Origin of the sequence: Streptomyces sp. NPDC056224 (assembly GCF_042267665.1) — a bacterium.
In the GTDB taxonomy this organism is placed as follows: Bacteria; Actinomycetota; Actinomycetes; order Streptomycetales; family Streptomycetaceae; genus Streptomyces.
Map to the genome: position 1 here is coordinate 1 of NZ_JBHJTK010000037.1, position 17497 is coordinate 17497.

10 protein-coding genes are annotated in these 17497 nt (G+C 71.8%); 5 read left to right on the top strand and 5 right to left on the bottom strand.

Features of this window, described 5'->3' with window-relative positions:
• Positions 1–243: 243 nt before the first annotated feature.
• On the bottom strand, positions 244–2973 hold the full coding sequence (locus tag ACFCZ1_RS29975) for a penicillin acylase family protein (protein ID WP_376681409.1): 2730 nt from the start codon (positions 2971–2973) through the stop codon (positions 244–246).
• A 308-nt stretch (positions 2974–3281) separates the two neighbouring features.
• Positions 3282–4331, bottom strand: coding sequence for a BTAD domain-containing putative transcriptional regulator (locus ACFCZ1_RS29980; RefSeq protein ID WP_376681410.1), 1050 nt, complete (start codon positions 4329–4331; stop codon positions 3282–3284).
• Between the two features lie 359 nt (positions 4332–4690).
• Here ACFCZ1_RS29980 and ACFCZ1_RS29985 point away from each other — a divergent pair, with 359 nt between their 5' ends.
• Positions 4691–4870, top strand: a complete 180-nt coding sequence (locus tag ACFCZ1_RS29985) for a hypothetical protein (RefSeq protein ID WP_376681411.1) — start codon at positions 4691–4693, stop codon at positions 4868–4870.
• A 150-nt stretch (positions 4871–5020) separates the two neighbouring features.
• Here the strand turns inward: ACFCZ1_RS29985 and ACFCZ1_RS29990 are convergent, their stop codons facing one another.
• The 3 genes from ACFCZ1_RS29990 to ACFCZ1_RS30000 all read right to left on the bottom strand — a co-directional run bounded on the left by ACFCZ1_RS29990 (position 5021) and on the right by ACFCZ1_RS30000 (position 11885).
• The gene (locus ACFCZ1_RS29990; RefSeq protein ID WP_376681412.1) at positions 5021–8029 is read right to left on the bottom strand and encodes a BTAD domain-containing putative transcriptional regulator; all 3009 of its coding nucleotides are present in this window, start codon (positions 8027–8029) and stop codon (positions 5021–5023) included.
• A 512-nt stretch (positions 8030–8541) separates the two neighbouring features.
• A complete protein-coding gene (locus tag ACFCZ1_RS29995) occupies positions 8542–9798 on the bottom strand; it encodes an acyltransferase (RefSeq protein WP_376681413.1) in 1257 nt (418 codons plus the stop codon).
• Positions 9795–11885, bottom strand: coding sequence for a bifunctional polysaccharide deacetylase/glycosyltransferase family 2 protein (locus ACFCZ1_RS30000; protein ID WP_376681463.1), 2091 nt, complete (start codon positions 11883–11885; stop codon positions 9795–9797). Before ACFCZ1_RS30000 ends, ACFCZ1_RS29995 begins: the two co-directional genes overlap by 4 nt.
• A 62-nt stretch (positions 11886–11947) precedes the next feature.
• Between ACFCZ1_RS30000 and ACFCZ1_RS30005 the strand changes: the two genes are divergently transcribed.
• The 4 genes from ACFCZ1_RS30005 to ACFCZ1_RS30020 all read left to right on the top strand — a co-directional run bounded on the left by ACFCZ1_RS30005 (position 11948) and on the right by ACFCZ1_RS30020 (position 17490).
• Positions 11948–12478 (top strand): hypothetical protein, encoded by a 531-nt coding sequence (locus tag ACFCZ1_RS30005; protein WP_376681414.1) that lies wholly within the window; start codon positions 11948–11950, stop codon positions 12476–12478.
• A gap of 379 nt (positions 12479–12857) precedes the next feature.
• The gene (locus ACFCZ1_RS30010) at positions 12858–13808 is read left to right on the top strand and encodes a glycoside hydrolase family 16 protein (protein ID WP_376681415.1); all 951 of its coding nucleotides are present in this window, start codon (positions 12858–12860) and stop codon (positions 13806–13808) included.
• A gap of 825 nt (positions 13809–14633) precedes the next feature.
• Positions 14634–16508, top strand: a complete 1875-nt coding sequence (locus ACFCZ1_RS30015; RefSeq protein WP_376681464.1) for an ATP-binding cassette domain-containing protein — start codon at positions 14634–14636, stop codon at positions 16506–16508.
• Between the two features lie 88 nt (positions 16509–16596).
• Positions 16597–17490 carry an NUDIX domain-containing protein gene (locus tag ACFCZ1_RS30020; RefSeq protein WP_376681416.1) on the top strand — a complete coding sequence of 298 codons (894 nt, stop codon included), beginning with the start codon at positions 16597–16599 and terminating at the stop codon, positions 17488–17490.
• Positions 17491–17497 lie beyond the last annotated feature (7 nt).

Here is a 17497-nt window from a genome sequence, read left to right on the forward strand (position 1 = left end):
CCTATATCAACCCCACAAATCTCGCCGGCTGCTTCTGTTGTTTATACCCCACCGGGGTCTGGCCGTGCCCCGCCCCCCGGCGCCCGCCCCGCTGACGCCCGCCGGGCGGTGGGCGGCCACCCCGCCGCCGCCCCGCGTGTGCCGGACTGGAGCCCGACTGAAGCCCGACTGGAGACCCGGCCGAGGACCCCGGATCCGAGGATCCGGCCGAGGACCCGGCCGGCTGCTGTTGCCGGAAGGGGCTCAGGGAGTGAGGCGCAGGCGGTCGCGCGCCGCCGCCTCCACCGCTGCCGCTCCGTACGGCCAGGGCAGACTGCCGCCCTTGGCCCAGAGACCGGTCTGGTCCGTGTAGGTGTCCGCACCCGCGTGCCCGGACGCACCGGTCAGGTTGATCCAGCGGGAGCGCTCGAAGTCCGCCAGGTCCACCACCATCCGCATCGAGGGCACCCAGATCACCTCGAAGCCCTTCTGCGGGTCCCAGCCGTTGGCCAGCACCGAATCCGTACCGCCGCCGACCCCGACCGGTTCGGCGTTCAGCAGCCATTGCAGCGGGGCCGGGCCGCCGGTGCCCAGGGTCGGGTTCTCCAGCGTCAGGGTGTGCAGGGCGCCCCAGCGCCACTTGCGCGGCTCGTCGCCGAGCCGGCTGCGCAGGTCGGCGGCGGCCCGCTCCATCGCCTGGCGCAGCATCGCGTCCCGGCCGTGCACGGAGGGGTCGGTGGCGCTGGTCCACCAGATGCTGTCCGGCTCGTCGAGCAGGCCGCGCACCACGTCGAACCAGCGACCGCCGCCGTCCGGGTAGGCGTAGCCCTTGACTCCGGCCCGGCTCAGCCGGTCGGTGAACGCGCTCTTCAGCAGTTCGCGCCAGACCGTGTTGAAGTAGGCGGCCGGGGCCGAGTCGGCGCCCTGGGTGAAGTCCCAGTCACGCAGCAGGTCCTGGGCCGGTTTGGCCTCGGCGCCGACCTCGACCTGGAGCAGCCGGGGCACCAGGGTGGCGGCGTTGCCGTTCCAGCTGTCCTGGGTGATCCGCTCCATCGCCGCGACGTCCAGCTTTCCGCCCTGCTCGATGAGCTGGGCGATGCGCTGGCTGCGGTAGCCGGTGCCCCAGCTGCTGCCGATCAGGTGCGGGTAGCCGGGTCCTACCACCGCGTTGTTGGCGGTGACGATGTAGCCCTCCGGGGGGTTGAAGCTCGTGGGCAGCTGATCGAAGGGCAGGTAGCCGGTCCAGTCGTAGGCCCCGGTCCAGCCCGGTACCGGGTGGCGGCTGTCGCCCGCCTTGCGGACGGGTATGCGGCCCGGCGTCTGGTAGCCGATGTTCCCCGCCGTGTCCGCGTAGATCATGTTCTGCACGGGCGAGGCGAAGACCTCGGCGGCCGCGCGGAACTCGTTCCAGTCCTTGGCCCGGTCGAGGGCGAAGAGGGCGTCCATGGTGGGGGCCGGGTCGAGCGCGGTCCACTGCATCGCCACTGCGTAGTCCTCCTGCGCTCCGCGCGGCGGGACGTCGGGCTCCTTGCCGTCGTCGGCCACCTCGTCGGCGGACTTGAGCACGTCGGAGATCAGCGGGCCGTGCAGGGTCGAGCGGACGGTCAGGTCCACCGGAGGGGCGCCGGCGACCTTGATCTGCTCCTGGCGGACGGTCAGTGGCCGCTGCTCGCCCCGGTGCTCGTAGCTGGAACCGCTGACCTTCTCCACGAACAGGTCGGAGTCGGCGGCGCCCAGGTCGGTGAAGCCCCAGGAGATGTCGGCGTTGTGACCGATCACCACGCCCGGCATGCCCGCGAAGGTGAAACCGCTGACGTCGTAGGGGCATTCGGGGCCGATCCGGGTGCAGTGCAGACCGACCTGGTACCAGATGCCCGGCAGCGAGGGGGTCAGGTGCGGGTCGTTCTCCAGCAGCGGCTTTCCGGTGGTGGTGCGGCTGCCCGCCACCACCCAGGAGTTGGAGCCGATGCCGATGCCCTGCGGGCCGAGGACGGCGGCCAGCACGCCCCGCACCGCCGCGCTGTCGGCCAGTGCGGTCGAGGCTGCGGCGGGGACGACGGGCGCCGCTCCGGCGGCGGGCGCCGCCGGGCCCGGGACCGGGGCCGCGGTGGCGGATGCGGATGCGGGTGCGGATGCGGGTGCGGGTGCGGATGCGGGTGCGGGTGCGGGTGCACGGTCGGGGACGATCGGCGACCAGCGTTGGAAGTCGTAGCCGGGGAAGAGCTCGTCGGCCGTACCGTCGGGCAACCGGGCCGCCAGCATCGCCTGCTGGAACTGGTCGATCATGCCGGTGTTGAGGTTCCAGGCCATGGTCTTCAGCCAGGACACCGAATCGGCCGGGGTCCACGGTTCGGGCCGGTAGTCGCCGGAGACGAAGCCGAGCACCGGATACTCCACGGACAGCTCGGCGCCCCGGTTCCGGGCGAGATAGGCGTTCACTCCGTCGGAGAAGGCCCGCAGGTTCGCCTGGGTCTGCTCCGACAGCATGGTCACCTCCTGCTCGGCCACCCGGTACCAGCCGAACGTGCGCGCCACCTTGTCGGTCTGCACCTGGCTCGGGCCGAACATCTCGGCGAGCCGGCCCGCGGTGACGTGCCGCTGGGTGTCCATCTGCCAGAACCGGTCCTGGGCCTGGGCGTAGCCCTCGGCCATGAACAGGTCGTGCGCGTTGTCGGCGTAGATCTGCGGGATGCCGGAGGCGTCCCGGACGATCCGGGCCTCGCCCCGCAGGCCGGGCAGGCTCGTACTGCCGGACAGCTGCGGCAGCGAACGCTGGACCGTCCAGTAGGCGTACCCGGCCAGGCTGCCGGCCGCCAGCAGTACCAGGGCGGTGAGGACGATCGCGGTGCGGGTGAGGATCCGCCGCAGGCGTCGGCGCCGGGTGCGGGGCGCGGGGGCGGGTGTGCCGGGGTCGGCCCGGGGCACCTCGGCGGCCTCCGGTCCGGGGACCGGACGGGGATCGTCCGGCGGGGCCGTGTCGGTCTGGACTGTCATGGGGTGGCGCTTCCTTGTCTTGACGGGATCCCGGCCATGGCGAACGCCGCCGCGCACGGGCCCGGAGGCGCGGCGCACGGCGGTGGGGCGACGGACGGACGGGGAAGGGGGACGGTGGGCAGGGCCGCTGCGCGCAGGACACCCCGGGTGGCGCACGGCTGCCGGTGGCGCCGGGTGGCGGGGCGTCTCGTCCCGGCCGGCCGGGGGCACGGCGCTCCGGCGGGCCGACGCCGCGGCGCCGCGGTGCCGGTCCGGTCAGTGGTCAGCGGTCAGCGGTCAGCGGTCCGGTGGTACGTCGCAGTGGTGGCTCAGCGGGCCAGGCGCGCCGCGCTGTCGGCCCAGGGGCCACGGGTTGCGGCGGTGGCGGCGCGTGGCACGGGCACGGGCACGGGCGCGGGCGCCACGAGCGGGGCCGAGTCGACCAGGGTCAGATGGGGACGGCCGGGCTCCGGTGTCACGCCGTACGACGCGGCCGGTGCGCCGCCGAGCCCGTCGCGGCCCGGCGCGGAGCCGGTCGTCCCGGCCGGGGTGAGGCGGGCGAACGGGTCGGGGCGTCCACCGAGGATCGCCTCCTCTATCCCGCGCAGCTCCGGGCCGGGCAGCAGGCCCAGGTTCTCCATCAGGGTGTGCCGGGCCCGCTGGTAGGCGGCCAGCGCGTCGGCCTGCCGGCTGCCGCGGTAGAGCGCGACCATGAGCAGTGCCCAAAGCCTTTCGCGGTACGGGTGTTCGGCGGTGAGGACGAGCAGGTGCGGCACCAGTCGGGCGTGGCCGCCGAGCTCCAGCGAGAGCTCGGCGTGCTCCTCGACGACCGCCAGCCGCAGCTCCGCGAGCCGGGTGCGTTCGACGTCGAGCAGCGGGCCGGCCACGCCGGTCAGCGCCGGGCCGGGCCAGGAGGCCAGGGCGTCGGCCAGGGTGCGTTCGGCGACTTCGGGCTGCCCGGCCGCCCGCAGCGCCCGGGCGTCGGCCACCGACTGCTCGAACCGGCCGAGGTCGCACTGCCCGGGCTCGATGGAGAGCCGGTACGAGGCACCGACCCGGGTGAGCACGCCGCCGGCGGTGCGCGGTGCACGGTCGGGCTCGAACAGCTTGCGCAGCTTGGAGACGTACGCCTGCACCAGATTGGCGCCGTCCAGCACGGTGGTGTCGCCCCAGATCCCGTCGATCAGGTGGTCGCGGCCGACGGGCGAACCGGCGCGCAGCAGCAGGACGGCGAGCAGGGCGCGCTGGCGGGGTGCGCCGAGCTGGAGCTCGACGCCGCTGCGCCATCCCCGGACCTCGCCCAGCAGTTCGAAGCTGAGGTCTGCCGGGTGCGCGGCAGGAGAGGGGTGCGCGGTCGAAGGAGACGGAAGGGCAGTCATGGCAACCTCCGCTGGCCCGGGTCCATCGTGTGGCGGTTCGGGGGCAGCTGTGGGAGTACGGTGCGTGGTCGGGGTCGGCCTGGGCCGGGGCGGTGCGGTGCGCGGTCCGGACGGACCGGGTGGTGGTCCGGCGGGCGGCACCGGCTCAGTGGCCGACCACCGCACGGTTGGAATGCTGCACGGGGCGCATATACGGAGGATCCTCGGGTGCGCCGGCCTCGGACGGGGAGCCGGTTATCCCGCATATATCCGTCGTAGAGCGGCCTGGATCAGTCTTGTTGTCGAGCAGCCGGAACCTTCACGGTGTTACCGGCTCTCCCCCGTACACAGGCATCGATCCACGAAGCGGACGGCACCCCATGAAGCGATCCATCAAGTCCCTGGTCCTGCGCAAGACCGCGATCCTCGTCGCCGTCGGCTGCGCCGCCTCGCTGTTCTCCGTGGCCGCCTCCCACCATGACGCCACCGCACCGGAGCGCACCGTGACCGTCCTCGCCGGTGGCCCGATCGACCCGAGCGACTGGAACAGCCAGGGCTGAACCGCGGCCCGCCGCGGGCCCCGGGCGCGGTCGTCGACCGCCCGCCCGGTATCTCCTCTCGTCGGTCGACCCGGCCGCTCAGCCGCTCATACGTTGAGCCGCTCAGCCGCTCACCCGTTCAACCACTCACCCGTTCAGCCGTTCAGCCGTTCAGCCGTTCACGCTCACGGGCCCGCCGAGCGACCGCTCCAGGTCCTCGGCCTGGTCCGCGTCGGGCAGCCCGAGGTGGGTGAACATGTCGCGCGCCTGGCGGGCGCGGGCCAACGCCGCCGTGCCGTCGCCGGTCTCGGCCAGTGCGCGGGCCAGGGCGAGCAGACAGTGCCCGCGCTCCCGCTGGGAGCCCAGTTCCTCACTCAGGGCCAGGGCCCGCTCGGCCTCTTCCAGCGCCTCGTCGTACCTGCCCAGGTCCCGCAGGCTGTCGGAGAGCCGGAACCGCGCCTGGGTCTCCCGTCCCCGAAGCCGGGCCGAGGCGCAGACCTCCAGGCAGGTGGTGTAGCTGGCGACGGCGTCCGCGTGCCGCCCCAGCTCGTGCAGCGCCATGCCGTGGACGTACCAGGCGTATGACGTCACGTGCGGGTCCTGCTCGGTGCGCAGCCGGTCCAGGGCGGCTTCGCACACCTCCACCGCGTCGGCGGGGCGGCCGCTGCGCAGCCGGGCCTGGGCGGCGTTCAGTTCGGTGGTGAGCTCCCCCGAGCGGTGTCCCAGCCGCCGGGCCAGTTCCACCGCCCGGTCGTAGAAGTCCGCCGCGTCGGTGAAGCGCCGCTGCCACTGCGCGATCAGGCCCCGGTCGTTGAGGATCTGCCGCAGGATGATGTCGTCCCCGGCCCGTCCGCAGGCCTCGGTCGCCAGCCGGGCGTGCAGCTCGGCCTCGGCCAGCCGGGTGTGCTGGAGGGCGGCGTTGCCGCACACGAACCGCGCCCGCGCCTCGGTCTGGTCGTCGCCGCGCGCCGCTGCGGCGTCGGCCACCTTGCGGGCGGCCGTGGCCAGTTGCAGGTACGGGATGTCCTGTCCGAAGGGGCTGAGGGCGACGAGCAGGTCGCCGGCGGTGCGCAGGGTCCGGGTGTGGCCCGGGGAGCTCTGGGCTGCCAGGGCCGCCGCGTTGGCGGCGCAGTCGAATTCCTCGGTCACCCAGGCGCGCGCATCGGCGAGTGTGGCGAAGCTCGGCCCCGACTCGGGCCTGCCGCCGAGGATCGCGCCGACCGGGTCGCCCGGCACCATCGTCTGGAAGGCCGAACACGATCCGTCCAGCAGGAAGTCGAGGAGCCGCCCCAGCGCCGCGGCCCCCTCGTCGGCGTCCGCCCCTTCGGATCCCGGCTGCTCGGAGACCACGAGCTGGAGCGCGAAGGAGCGCACCAGGTCGTGGTAGCGGTAGTGGCCGGGCAGCGGTGCCTCCAGCATGGCCGCGTCGACCAGCGCCTCCAGCAGTTCCTCGGCGTCGTACTCGTCCAGGCCCAGCGCCGCCGCCGCGGCGGCCGTCCCGATGCCCTGCCGCGTCAGCGGCGCGAGCAGCCGGAACGCGCGCGCCTGGGGACGGGTCAGCTGGCGGTAGCCCAGTTCGAAGACGGCCGCCACGGCCAGGTCTCCGGCGCGCAGCTCCCCGATGCGCAGCCGTTCGTCGGCGAGGCGCCCGGTCATGGTCGCCACCCGCCACCGGGGCCGGGCCGCGAGCCGCGCCGCCACGATGCGCACGGCGAGCGGGAGGTGCCCGCACAGGGCGACCAGTTCGGCAGCGGCTTCCGGTTCCTCGCCGATGCGGCCCGCCCCGACGATCGCCCGGAGCAGGGCGATCGCCTCGGCGGTGTCGAAGACGTCCAGGTCGCTCTGGATGGTGGTGGAGAGCCCTGCGAGCATGGCCCTGCTGGTGACGATCACTCCGCAGTCGGCGGAGCCCGGAAGCAGCGGCCTGATCTGGGCGGGGTCGCGGGCGTTGTCCAGTACGACCAGGGTGCGGCGTCCGTCGAGGGTCGTACGGAAGAGCAGGGCCCGGTCCTCGGTCGAGGCGGGCATGCTCTGGCCGGGGATGCCCAGCGCGGTGAGGAAGCTGCCCAGGACGGCTCCCGGGTCGGCGGGCTCCAGGCCGTTGCCGCGCAGGTCCGCGTAGAGCTGGCCGCCGGGGAAGTCCGCTTTGGCCTGGTGGGCGACCTGGAGGGCGAGGGTGCTCTTGCCGATGCCGCCCATGCCGGTGACGGACACCATCGCGAGGGTGGGACGGGCGGGGTCGGTGAGGGCCCGGTAGAGGTCCTGGACCTGGTCCTCGCGGCCGATGAAGTCGGGGATGTCGGCCGGCAGCTGGGCGGGCCGGGTCGGCGCGGGAGCTTCCTTGGGGGCCTCGGCGGGCGGTTCCGGTTCGGGCGCGAGACCGGCCGGCTGGTCCCGTACCCCGGCCAGGTGGCCCATCAGGAGCGGGTCGTTCGCCAGGATCCGCTCGTGGAGCGCGGTCAGTTCGGGCCCGGGGTCGATGCCCAGCTCCTCGGCCAGGACCCGGCGGGCCCGGCCGAACACCGCGAGCGCGTCGGCCTGTCGCCCCATCGCGTACAGCGCCCGCATCAGGAAGCCGTACGGCCGCTCCTGGAGCGGTTGCTCGTGCGTGAAGCCGATGAGGTCCGGGATGACGAGCGCGTGCCGCCCCTGCCGGAGGTCGTGCTCGAAGCGCTCCTCGACCAGTGCGAGCCGCAGCGCGGTGAACCGCGAGCGCTGCTGCTCGGCGAACGGCCCCGGCACGCCCGCCAGGGGCTCGCCGCGCCACAGGCCGAGGGCCTCGGCGAGCAGCCTGCCGCACTCCTCCTCCCGCCCGGCCGCCCGGGCCCCCGCGGCTTCGGCGGCCAGTTGCTCGGCGTGCAGCGCGTCCACCGAGCGCGGCGGCACCAGCAGTTGGTAGCCGTCGCGCAGCGATACGAGGACCTTGGGCGCGGAGCGGTCCTCCTCCACGATCTGGCGCAGCCGCCAGGCATAGGTGCGCAGGCTCGACAGGGCGGATTCCGGTGCTTCCTCGCCCCAGATCGAGGCGAGCAGCTCGTGTGCGGGCGCGGCCCGGCCGGCCCGCAGGAGCAGCGCCGCCAGCAGCGCCTGCTGCTGCGGCGACCCGGTGGTCAGAACGCCTCCGTCCCGGACGACCCGTACGGCTCCGAGCACGGTGAACCGGATGCCGTCGTCCCCCATAAGCCCTGTTTTCCTTCCCCACTGGTCTTGCGATCGCGGTGGGGCACCCCCCGGCAACTCCACCGTTTGCGGCCTGCTTATCACACCATAGTGGGACGAAAGCATCCTTAAGAGCCTGCCCCGCGTCGCCAGCACATGAACCTCCGGTGTTCCCGGAACCGGGCGGCCGCTGGTCCGGCGCTCCCGGCTTCCGGGGAACCGACCGCGCGCATCACCACGCCCCGGCCCACACCGACCCCGAAGACGGCCTCGTGGACGTATCGGTTGCTTCCGGTACGGCCGCTGGCCGGTACGAAGCAAGATACGGCAGGCACCGGAAGGCATCCGCCGAGCCGGAGCCACCAGCGGAAAACTGGCTGACGGACGCCCGACTCGATCTCTGCGGATGGCCGATGGACACCTCCTCCAGCCACTCCTCTTCGACCCTGCGACCCCGCGGCCCTTTGCCCCTTTGCCCCTTTGACCCCACCGTGAGGAGCGGGTGAGATCCCGTGATCTGCGCGCGGCCCCGGTCAGTCGGCGGCCCGGCGCCTGCCCCGTCGGCGGCGCGGGTACGGGAAGAGCCGCGGCGAGCGCTTGGCGGCCACGTCCTCCACCCAGCCGAAGGTCAGCACGAGCAGACCGAGCAGTGGGATCGCCACCAGCAGCGTGAACCACGGGCTGGCCAGCAGCCACTGGAAGTTCTTGTAGACGAAGGGGACGGACCAGAGGGGGTCGATCAGCGGGACGGCGACCACCAGCGCGACCTCGTGCCAGAGGTAGACGCTGACAGCGCGCGCGTTGAGCAGGCTGACCAGGCCGTTCCAGCGTTCCAGCGGCCGGGGCCACCGCTCCCAGGACGGGCTGACGTGGAGCAGGATGGCGACGAAGCCGAGGGACCACAGGGCCTGGGCGATCGGCCAGGACTCGATGTCGGTCGGTTCGGTCGGATCGACCGGCCGGGTCTGCAGGTACCAGAGGCCGGCCACCATGATCAACGGCGCGATGGACGGCAGTACGTACTGCGGGATCTTCTTGAGCAGCCCCTCCTGGTGGGCCATGCCGAGGATCCAGCAGGAGCCGAACATGGTGAAGTCGTTGGCGGTCTCCCAGACCCGGCTGTAGATGAACTCCTGGTCGGCGAAGAACGTGTTCATGACGATCGACAGCGCCAGGGGGGTGAACAGCGTCACCACCGGAAATCGTCGCAGTGCCCGGAGCATCAGCGGGGAGAGCAGGACGTACCAAAGGTAGGCCCGGAGGTACCAGAGCGGGACGATGATCTGCGCGGCCCAGCTGTGTTCCACGTGGTGGAAACCCGGCAGGTCGTCCGCGTACGGCGGAGTGCTCAGCGGCAGGATCCAGAACGCCAGCTTGGTCCACCACCAAATGGGGTGGCCGTCGGAGTCGGGGCCCCAGGTATCGAGGATCTGGAGGGTGATCACGACGGCGCCGAACAGCCACATCGGCGGCAGCAGCCGGCGCAGTCGGCCGCGGATCACGCCGGCAGCGGGACGGCTGAGCGAGCGGGTCATCAGCGAGCCGGCCAGCGCGAACATCACGCCCATCGACGGGAAGACGAGGGGCAGCCAGAACCAGCCGAACTGGTGGTAGAGCACCACGCGACCCAGCGCCAGCGCGCGCAGCAGGTCGAGATAGCGGTCCCGGCCGCCCTTGCGTTCGGACGGTGCCTCCGGCTCCGGTTCCGGCTCCTGTCGCAGAACGGCGGGGACCCTCAACTGGACGGTGTCGTGAGCGCGCCCGAGGTCGATGGATGCAGTCACGGTCATGCCTCCACCGGTGCAGCAGCGACCTCGCCGGTGCGCCGGAGCTTCTGCCAGCGCAGTCGGCCACCGGTCATCGCCGTGATCGCGGACTGCAACAGGACGATGTACATCAGCTGCCGGTAGACCAGTTGCTGGATCGGCAGGCTGATCAGGTGCCAGGGCTTCTCGCGGTCGAGCCGGAAGGCGTACCAGGACAGGGCGGCCTGGAGCAGAATGAAGCCGCCCCAGCTGGTGAGGGTGATCGGGGCGTCCCCGAACAGCACGCCGTACAGCAGGAACAAGTCGACCAGCGGCGCCAGCAGCGGAGCGACCACGCCGAACAGCACGACGAGCGGCAGCCCGACTCGGCCGAAGCGCCCGGCCGGGCCGCGGGAAGTCACCGCGCTGCGGTGCTTCCACATCGCCTGCATGCTGCCGTAGCTCCAGCGGTACCGCTGGGACCAGAGCTGCTGGAGGCTGGCGGGAGCCTCGGTCCAGGCGCGGGCGTGCTCGGCGTAGACGATCCGCCAGCCGTCGCAGAGCACCGCGATGGTGATGTCGGTGTCCTCGGCGAGGGTGTCGTCGCTCATCCCGCCGACCCGCTGCAGGGCCTCCTTGCGGAAGGCGCCGACCGCGCCGGGGATGGTCGGGATGACGCCCAGCATGTCGTACATCCGGCGGTCCAGGTTGTGGCCGAGGACGTACTCGATGTGCTGCCATGCGCCGATCAGGCTCTCGCGGTTGCCGACCTTGGCGTTGCCCGCGACCGCGCCGATCGCCGGGTCTCCGAAGGGCTGGACCAGCTCGCGCACGGTGGACGGCTCGAAGACGGTGTCGCCGTCCATCATCACGATGATGTCGTGCGAGGCGGCCGCGATGCCGGTGTTGAGCGCGCTGGACTTGCCGCCGTTGACCTGGCGGATCAACCGGACGAACGGCAGGTCCATCTCCTCGACGATGTCCGCGGTGCCGTCCGTGGAGCCGTCGTCGATGACGATCACCTCGATCGGATAGTCACTGGAGGCCAGGGAGTTGAGGGTGTTGGCTATGCACTCGCGCTCGTTGTAGGCCGGGACGAGCACGGTGACCCGCTCGGTGACGGGCGGCCCCCAGACGTCCCGCCGCTTGGAGCGACGGGCGTGGATCGGTGCGAGGACGAGCATCAGCGCGAACCGGCCGAAGTTGAGGAAGCCGACGAGGGCCAGCAGCGCGACCAGCACCGGCAGCGTGTGCACGGCGAACTGGGTGGCCCAGATGAATCCCTTGCCGGCCCACAGCTGGAAGCCGTGCACCGGCACGGTGGCGCTGGAGGCGCCGAGTGCCTCGGAGATGGTCGTGAAGCGGTATCCCTGGGCCTGCAGTCTGTCGATGATCTGTACGAGCGCGGCGATGGTCTGGGTGCGGTCGCCACCCGCGTCGTGCAGCAGGATCAGCTCGCCCGCACCGGGCTTGGACGGCATCGCCGCCTTGACGATCTCCTCGACTCCGGGACGCTTCCAGTCGTCGGTGTCGCGGTCGATGAACGCGGTGAGGTAGCCGCGCGCGCCCACGTACTTGATCACCGGGTAGTTCCAGTCGTCCAGCGCCGAGGCGTCGGAGGAGTACGGCGGGCGGAACAGCGCGCTGTGGACGCCCGCGACGCCGGCCAGCGCCAGCTGCGTCTGCGCCATCTCCCAGCTGATCCGGGCGTGGGACTGGTACACCAGATCGGGGTGGGTGAAGGTGTGCACGCCGAGTTCGTGGCCGCCCGCGACGATCTGCCGGATCAGCTCCGGGTTGCGCGTGGTCATGGCGCCGGTCACGAAGAAGTCCGCACGGACGTTGCGGGCCGCGAGTACCTCGAGGATCTTCGGAGTCCACTCCGGCGAGGGACCGTCGTCGAAGCTCAGCACCACGGTGTGGTCGGGGATGTGATAGCTCACGGGCTTCGCGTTCTTGGCGCCACGCGCGTCGATGATCGGACCACCCTTGAGCAGGTTGTCCGGCACGGTCGTCTTGTCGACCGAGATCGCGATCCGGGAATCGTGGAATGCCTCGTTGGTGGCGAGGCCGCGCAGGACGAGGAGTGCGAGCAGGCAGGCCAGCAGGGACAGCGGCATGAAGAAGCGCAGTGGCGGCGCGGCCAGTCGGCGCGGCCTCAGCAGGGACTGCCGGCGGCGCTGGTGGCGGGACAATGACGCTCCTGGAGATGGGTGGTGCGGGCGATCAGGGGTGCTTGGCCGGTTGGCCCGAAGGCTTTGCCCCGCGCGGCGCGGTGGTTGCGGACTTCGATGGGGTGACCGAGGTCTTCGTACGGGGTGTCGCAGACCGCGCGGCCGTCCGAGGCGAGGACGATGAGGGCGACGCGGGCGACGGGCGCGACGGGCGCGACGGGGTGGGCGACAGCGACGGCACGGGCGAGGGCGGCGGGGCGGACGACCGCGCGGGCTGCGCGGGTATGCCCATCGCCGGGGCGTCCGCCTGCATTCCGATCAGGCTGCTGCCCATGGCGACCGCCAGGATCGCGCCGACCACGGAGACCGGCCAGCCGAGGCCCCGCAGCAGACGGCCCCGCAGACCCGACTGGTCGACGAACACCGGTGCGGGAGCGGGCTCCTCGAAGCGCGACTCGGAGACGTCAGGCTGTGCCTGGTGCACCGATCCGCGTTCGATGGAGCTGATGACTGAGCGCACCTTGCGAGGCCTTTCATTGCAGGGTACGTAGACCGCGGGATCGCAGGGCGAACGCTAGTGCACCGGCCTGCGTCGACTTGGACCCGATGTGCGTATTTGGCACGATCCGCTCGGGTGTCGTGATCGGATCGAAACGGAATTGGTGCTACCGGTTAGTAGGTCTGCCCACACGCCGCCGGGTACTGATCGGTGCGTGTTCAGCCGGAGCCGTTCGCCGGCACGCAGCCGCCGTGACCACCTGCGCGACACCGTCCGAGCCGTCGCCCCCGGGCCCGAGCCCGCCCGGATCCCAGCCACGCACGGGGTGGTAGCTTGCACGCCTTGTCAGGACGACGCCCTCATGTGATCAGTCGCTGATCCGCACGCAGAGGGCGCGTCCAGGTACCCCCTCTACACCCCAAGGAGCCCGTGTGAGCCAGCCCCGCCGCACCTCTCGTCACCGCGCGTGGACCGTGCTCACGCTGCCCGCCCTCCTGTGCGCACTCGCCGCCTGTTCCGGCGGCCCCGCATCCAGCGGGGGTGCCGATGCCGCCCCGCCCGCGCAGGGCGCCTCGCCGACCCCGTCCGGACCGCCGGGAACCCTGTTCGACACCTTCCACTACAGCGGCCCCGACGACCCCTCGCTCACCGCCCACGGCTGGCAGGTCCGTACCGACGGGGGTGGCCCGGGGATCAAGGACACCTGGTCCACCTCCGGTGCCGGCTTCCCCTCCGACACAACCGCCCAGGGGGGCAGGGTCCTGCAACTGCAGGCCTCCACCGACGGCACCGGGCAGGGCACCCGGCAGGTCGAGGTGCAGAGCACCGGCAAGAACCTCTTCACGGGAACCTTCGCCGCCCGGGTCCACTTCAGCGACAAGCCCACGAGCGGCCGCAACGGCGACCACGTCGTCCAGACCTTCTTTCCGATCTCCCCCTCGGACTCCTCGGCCGACTACAGCGAACTCGACTTCGAGTACCTGCCGAACGGCGGCTGGGGTTCGGTGGGACCGCGGCTCGACAACGTCAGCTGGTACAAGGCCGATCCGCCGGACCGGGTCAGCAACACGCTCAAGCAGCGCCTCGAGGGCTGGCACACCCTGGTGATCACCGCGATGAACGGAAAGGTCACCTACTCACTGGACGGCAAGGAGCTGTTCACCAGCTCCGGCAAATACGTCCCGCGCGAGAAGATGGACATCCACTTCAGCAACTGGTTCATCGACCTTCCCTTCACCGGCGGTCCGCGCACCTGGGGCATGAAAGTCAACTGGTTCTACTACAAGGCCGGTGAGGCCGTTTCCTACGCGGATGTCCAGAAAACGGTGGACGGCTTCTACAGCGCCGGCACCCACTACATCAACACCGTGCCGAAGTCCTGACCCCGGTCCCACCGCGTCGCCCTGCGGACGCCGTCCGGCGTCCGCGATCGTTCCCACGATCGGCCACCCGCCGCTTCGCACCGTCACGAACGGCGCGGTCTCCGGACCCGCACCGCCCGCCTGGTCTCCGACTGGCTCCCCGACTGGTCCCCAAGAGCGATCGAGGGGCCGCCCTCCGAGCCCGCCAGCCGCTACTGACGGCCACCAAGGGAAGCGGCTCGGGGAGCGGTGCGCCGCCAGAGGCCCCCACCACCTGATCTCTCCTCCCACCCCACCAGGGCAGCGGCACACTCCGCCACTGCCCTCCCCGCCATGCCCGCAGACACCGAGGCCCGGCCCGGAGTCAGAGCCCGCAATCCCCCGCCCGGGCGACAAGACCCTGTTCGAGCGAGTTTCAAGGCCGCCACCGCAGGCACGCCAAGCCCACCAAGGCCGACTGGAACGTTCGTTCACCATGCGCCCCCGATTCGGCCGTGACGCACACGATCGGGGGCCGTTGTTAGAGCACCAGTACCAGCCGTGCGCCCATCCGGAGGATCCCGTGCATCTGCCGCCGAACCGCCTCGAAGCCTCAGAGGTATTCGAACATCCCGAGTCCGCCCCGCGTCCACGTCGAGCGGGCGGGCGCCGTGTTGACGCCCGCTCCTTCGGTGGCCGCGACTCACGACCGGACACCAGGAGGGCCGCGTGAGCAAGGACTCGACGGCCGGATCCGGCGCCGCGGGGGTGTCGGAGTCCGAGCGGCTCCTCTTCGGCGGCGAGCTCGCCTACGACATCGGCTGGGAGCGGCACGAGGGGGCTTGGCTCAAGCTCGGGCTGTGGACCATGGCGAAGGAACTTCCGCGCCTGGCCGGGACCGGCCTGCGGCTCGCGAACCTGGCCGACGCACGCGCCCTGCGCACCGTCCTGGGCTCCGAGGCCGGCCGGGGCATCGCCCAGGCCGTGGGGCTGGTCGCGGTCAACAGCGTGCTCGCCCACATCCTCGGCACGGGCAGCACCAACGAGCGGCTCACACAGGCGGTTCCCGCACTCGTGATCGTGGCTCTCACGGCGTTACTCGGGTCCCTGCTGCGGTCGGTGTCGACGGCGGCCACCGGGGCGCTGGAGCCGAAGGTGCAGCGCGTGGCCACCGAGCAGTACCTGGGTCTGGTGCACCGGGTGGAGCTCGCCGCGATCGAGGACGACGAGTTCCACCGGCTCCTGGACGCCGCCCGGTACGGGGCGGACTCCGCCCGGCGCATGATCCGCTACTGCACCAACACCCTGAACTCCGCGGTGTCGCTCATCGCCGCGGCCGGCGTATTGACCGTCCTGCACCCGGTGTTGCTGCCGCTGCTGGTCCTGATGACCCTGCCCAGCGCCTGGAGTTCGCTGACGATCGCCAAGCAGCGGTACATCTCCTTCCACACCTTCGTCCAGCACGCCCGTGCCGGGCTTCTGCTCGGCCAGCTGCTGACCCAGAAGGAGGCGGCGGCGGAAGTCCGCGTCCATGGCGTCGGCCCGTTCCTGCTGGGCCACTTCCGCACCATGGCCGAGACCAGCGAACGCGAGCAGACCCGGCTGGCCCGCCAAGCCGCGCGGATCGGCCTCATCGCCGACGGCGCCGGCGGTATCGCCACCCTGCTGACCTATGGCGCACTGGGGCTGCTGCTGTGGGGCGGGGCGATGGAACTCGCCGTCGCGGGCACGGCCGTCCTGGCCATCCGGACCGGCGCAGCCAGCCTGGACACGCTGGTCATCCAGATCACCGAGTTGCACCAGGAGTCCCTCTTCGTCGCCGACTTCGAGCGGCTGTGCCGGGAGTCGAAGACGCGTGCCATCCCCGTGGGCGGGCGGCCGCTGCCCGAGCGGCTGCAGGAGGTCCGGTTCGAGAAGGTCACCTTCACCTATCCCGGCAGCAGCGACGCGGCGCAGCCGGAACCGACGCTGCACGACGTCAGCCTGGCCTTCCCCACGGGAAAGATCATCGCGCTGGTGGGCGAGAACGGGTCCGGCAAGTCCACTCTGGTCAAGCTGCTGGCCGGCCTGTACCTGCCCGACAAGGGCAGCGGGAGGATCTGGTGGGACGACGTCGACGCCCGCACCGCGGACCGCGATCAGCTCTTCGGTCGCGTCGCACTGATGTCGCAGGACTTCTACCACTGGCCGTTCACCTTCCGCGTCAACGTGGGCATCGGGCAGCCCGGCCGGGCCATCGACGACCCGGCGGTGGAGAGGGCCGCCGGTTTCTCCGGGGCGGACGAGGTCCTCGCAGGCCTGCCGCGCGGGCTCGGCACGCTGCTGGCGCGCGGCTACCGCGGCGGCCACCAGATCTCCGGTGGCCAGTGGCAGCGCATCGGGATCGCCCGCGCCAAGTACCGGCAGGCGGACATCCTGATCGTGGACGAGCCCACCAGCGCTCTGGACGCGGTCGCCGAGCAGCGGGTCTTCGACCAGATCAGGGCGCTCGCCGCGACCACCGGTCAGACCATCGTGCTCATCACCCACCGCCTGCACTCCGTGCGCCACGCAGACCTGATCCACGTCCTCAAGGACGGCCGGGTAGCGGAGTCGGGAACCTTCACCGAGCTGATGAACGAGAAGACCGGTACGGGGGACTTCCGCGACGCCTACCTCGTCCAGGCCGCCGCCTTCGACGCCTCCGTCCCGGCCCAGCCCGCCGGCGACCACGACGCGCTGCCGGCACGGGACCGGTCGTGAGCTCGGACCCGGCGCCGCTGCGGCTCGTCCACAGCCACCAGCCGCTCTGCCGGCACACCCTCAGCATCCCCACGTCGAGGAGCCTGTGATGACCGTGTCCGACGACCCGCGCGGGACCGCCGCGCTGCTGGTGGACTCCCGTGGCCGCTACCTGCTCCACCTCCGGGACGCCAACAAGAGGATCTGCGACCCGGGGACGTGGAGCATCCCGGGCGGCGACCGCGAAGGGGCGGAGTCCTCTCGGGAGGCGGTAGAGCGGGAACTGCTCGAGGAGACCGGCCTGATGGTCCCGCTGGCGGAGTTCACGGTGGTCGACAGCGTGGGCCCCGACGGGGTCAAAGGCCGGATTCGCGTCTACCTCGGAACCTGGGACGGCGACGCCGACAGCCTGCCGTGCCCCGAAGGCATCATGTTCCGCCACTTCGACTCCGGCACCATCCCGTACCTGACGATGTGCCCGTGGACGAACGAGGTCATCGACCTCCACCGGACCCGGGCCTCCGCCCCAGTGCCGGTGCCGGTGCCTGTACAGGCCCGCCCCGGAGGTCGGGCACGCCTCAACGTCGTGGGCGTTCACCTCTATCTGGAGCAGGACGACAAGGTGCTGCTCGGTCTGCGGCACCCCGACTCCGCGTTCGCGGCCTCGACCCACCACTTCCTCGCCGGGCACTGCGAGCAGGAGTCCGCCGTCGCCTGCCTGGTCCGCGAGGCGCAGGAGGAGGCCGGACTGCTCATCGATCCGACGGACGTCGAACTCGCGCACGTCGTGCACATGGTGGACGAGCCCGGCGCACAGCCCCGGGTCGGGTTCGTCTTCCGCGCCCGGCGGTGGACCGGCACACCACGGGTACGCGAGCCGGACCGCTGCGTGTCCTGGGACTGGTGGCCCGCCGACGCCCTCCCCGACAGGATCGTCCCGTACACCCGTGCCGCGATCGACGGCATCCGGGCAGGCCGCCTCTACACGGAGATGGGGTGGTGACCATGTC